Raw genomic sequence first — 3,469 nt, forward strand, 5'->3', positions numbered from 1 at the left:
TTCGGAGCTTTCTTCCTGGTGTTCCTTTCCGGGACGGTCAATGCGGCGGTGCGCATCGGTTCCTGGGAACAGCTATTCAGCCCGTACGGGCAGTTGGTGCTCCTCAAAGCTGCCCTGACCCTGGGGCTGGGGGTGGCGGGGCTGGCCCACCGTCGCTGGCTGATTCCCGGTCTGGAGGCCGGCCGGCTCACCGCCCGGCGCGCGGTGTGGCAATTGGCGGCCGGGGAGCTGCTGGTCATGGGGGCGGTCATGGGCGTGGCCGTAGCTCTGTCCCGCACCGCCCCACCGGTGCCCGAGGAGATCGCCGCGGATGCCACCCCGGCCGAGATCCTCACCTGGTACCCGTTGCCTCCCGAGCCCACGCCCGCCTCCTGGTTCACCACCTGGCGGGTGGACCCGCTGTGGCTGGCAGTGGTGGTCTTCCTCGCCGCCGTCTATTTGTGGGCGTTTGTGCAGGTCCGCCGCCGCGGGGACTCCTGGTCGGCGCTGCGCAGCCTCTCCTGGCTAACCGGGCTGGCGGTGCTGTTCTACGTCACCTCCGGCGGGGTCGCCGTCTACGGCCGGGTGCTGTTCTCGGCGCACATGGTCGAGCACATGGCGCTGACCATGGTAGTGCCGATCTTCCTGGTGCTGGGGGCACCGGTAACACTGGTGCTCAAGGCGCTGGAACCCCGTCAGGACGGGTCGCGCGGGCCGCGCGAGTGGATCCTGGCCCTGGTGCACTCCACGTTCTCCAGAATCGTGACTCACCCGATCTTCGCCGCGGTGAACTTCGCGGCCTCGATCGTGATCTTCTACTTCACCCCACTGTTCGGGATCACCCTGCAGTACCACGTGGGGCACGTGTTCATGATCACCCACTTCCTGATCACCGGGTACCTGTTCATGCTCGTGCTCATCGGCAGCGACCCGATCCCGTACCGCCCCGGACACATGATGCGCCTGATGTTGTTGCTGGCCACGATGGTCTACCACGCCTTTGTCGGGGTGGCCCTGATGGGCTCGGAGACCCTGCTGCAGGGGTGGTGGTTCGCGAACATGGGCAGGGATTGGGGCCGTAGTGCGATCGAGGACCAGCAGTTCGGCGGGGCGCTGATGTGGGGCATCGGAGAGTTCCCCACCGTCGTCGTCGCCGTGGTCGTGGCGATCATGTGGGCGATCGAGGGCAAGAAGGAGAACCGTCGTGTGGACCGCCAGGCGGACCGCACCGATGATGCCGAGTTGAAGGCCTACAACGAGATGATGGCTCGGCTTGCCGAGCGCGACGAGCCCATGAGGCGCCCCTGAGCCGGGGCCGCGCAAGAGACAGTGACATTCGCGGCAACCTGACAACCGGGGAGAGACGACGCACCGCGGTGTCGACTCGACCGGCACCTGCGGCCAGGACCGGTCGATTTGGTGGGACTGTCGAAAGCCACCACATAATGGGATCGCCGCCTCGAGCAGCTGATGAATCGAGGGGGTGGAGACGTGAGCGCACGTGCACGCCGTCTTGCCCGCGGGTGGGCCGGAGCCGGGATGGCCACGGCCTTCGCCGCCGCCTCTCACGTGGTCGCCGGTGGTCAGGTCCCTCCGCTGCTGTTGGTGTTGCTGTCCCTGGCCCTGTCCGGGCCGGTGTGCATGGCCTTGGCCGGCCGGGTGCTCTCCCGTTCCTTGTTGCTCGCCGGTGTGCTGGTCAGCCAGGGTGTCTTCCATCTGATCTTCACCGTCGCCGGATCCGTGACGACCGTGGTCGACGCCACCCACCACGCGCAGGTGAGCACACCGGCCATCGGACCGGCCCTGGTGCTGCAGGCTCAGGCTCCTGCGGTGCATGGTGGCCCGGGCATGCTGGACTTCCACGTGCTGGCCGCTGCGGTCACGTATGGATTCCTGCGCCACGGCGAGGTGGCCCTCGTGGGTCTGCTCGACGCCCTGCGACTGCGCGTGCGCCAGTTGTGGCGAGTCTTCTCCGCCCCGGTCGTGGTGCACCGGCCCCGACCTGTCTCACAGAGGCGCCCGCACGTACTGACGGATCAGTCGCTGCTGCGCCCGGTGCGCTCCTACCGCGGACCACCGGCAGCTTGTCGTCGGAATCATCTGCTCCCGACCGGGCTCACCCTGGTGCCCACCGGCTGAACACCACCCCTGGTGGGGCCGGTCGTGGCCGTGAGTTCGGACAGCAGACTCGACGACTCGCTGGCCGCCGCATCGCCCACCGGCGCGGCGGCTCTGTCTGGCCCACTCACGCATTGCCCCTTGGAAGGAACTCCTCCACCATGCCGACCACCACTTCTGTTCTGCGCCGTGCCGCCGCCACCTTGAGCGCGGTAGGCGCCCTGACCGCCCTGGGGCTGGCCCCCGCCGCCGCTCACGACGAGGTGCTGAGCACCTCCCCCGAGCAGAATGCCGTACTGGAAACCGCCCCCGAACAGATCAAGCTTTCCTACAGCGGGGAGATCATGGACATCGGTCACCAGGTGCTGGTGACCGGCCCCGAGGGGCAGTCCGTGACCGAGGGACCACTCGAGCGCAACGGCTCCCAGGTGATCCAGCCCCTGGCCGAGACCGGGTCCGAGGAAGGGACCTATCAAGTGGTCTGGCGGGTGGTTTCCAGCGACGGACACCCCATCGAAGGCACCTACAGCTACGAGGTGAGCGGCGGGACGGACACCCCCAACCCGGCTCCCAGCCTCAGCAGCACCCCGTCCGAAGCCCCGGCCGGTGAGGGCGCCGACAGCTCGGACGGCTCCGCCCAAGCTCAGGAGGTGGCCGACCAGGAGAACTCCGGGGGGCTCTCCGGTTGGGCCGTCGGCGCCACTGTGGTGGTGCTGGCGCTGGTCGTGATCGGGTTTCTGGGCTTGATGTCCCGTCGCCGCCGCAACAGCTGATCCCTCAGCTGGGCCGGCGCAGAGGCTGCGCAGTACAGGCCCCAGGGGCGCGGCTGTCGCCGCGCCCCTGGGGTCTGTACCGGATCGCCCCGAGAGACCGACCGCATACCTTGAGGAGCGCGACCACCGTGACGTTCGACCGGCTCGGCTTGTTGTCACCGCGCAGCACCGCAGCTTCCCCGACGGAGCCCGATACGTCGCACCTGTCCTGCCAGGGCCACCGGGCAGACGGTGGGATCTGACATGGGTGCCTACCGTTTCCTGCTCAGCGGCAAGTGGCTGCTCTGGTTCCTGATGGTCTGCGCCGCCGCGGCCGTGGCCGTGTACTTGGGCGGGTGGCAGATGGACCGCAACGACCACCTGGTCGGGGAGAACGTCAAGATCACGCAGAACTACCGGGCCGACCCCCTCACCGGGGACGATGCGGTCGCCCAGTTCACCGCCCTCGACGAGCGGCTCACCTGGCACCCGGTGGCCCTGACCGGGGAGTACCTCGCCGAGGACCAGGTCCTGGTGCGCAATCGTCCCCAGGACGGGCGCGTGGGCTACGAGGTCCTCGTCCCCTTCCGCACCCAGGACGGGGACGTGGTCGTGCTGGA

The 3,469-nt window shown here is 68.5% G+C and carries 4 protein-coding genes; all 4 read left to right on the forward strand.

Going from position 1 to position 3,469, the window contains the following annotated elements; all coding sequences use genetic code 11:
• Positions 1 to 1,287 (forward strand): bifunctional copper resistance protein CopD/cytochrome c oxidase assembly protein (locus tag GMA12_RS19090; protein ID WP_162459977.1); only part of this gene is annotated, 1,287 nt, incomplete at its 5' end.
• 183 nt (positions 1,288 to 1,470) lie between these two features.
• Positions 1,471 to 2,118, forward strand: a complete 648-nt coding sequence (locus GMA12_RS18320) for a hypothetical protein (RefSeq protein ID WP_162459975.1) — start codon at positions 1,471 to 1,473, stop codon at positions 2,116 to 2,118.
• Positions 2,119 to 2,258: 140 nt separating this feature from the next.
• Positions 2,259 to 2,870 (forward strand): copper resistance CopC family protein, encoded by a 612-nt coding sequence (locus GMA12_RS18325; RefSeq protein ID WP_162459976.1) that lies wholly within the window; start codon positions 2,259 to 2,261, stop codon positions 2,868 to 2,870.
• Between the two features lie 243 nt (positions 2,871 to 3,113).
• A partial coding sequence (locus GMA12_RS18575) for an SURF1 family protein (protein ID WP_206064723.1) occupies positions 3,114 to 3,469 on the forward strand: 356 nt, incomplete at its 3' end.

The sequence above is a fragment of the Kocuria sediminis genome, from assembly GCF_009735315.1.
GTDB lineage: Bacteria > Actinomycetota > Actinomycetes > Actinomycetales > Micrococcaceae > Kocuria > Kocuria turfanensis.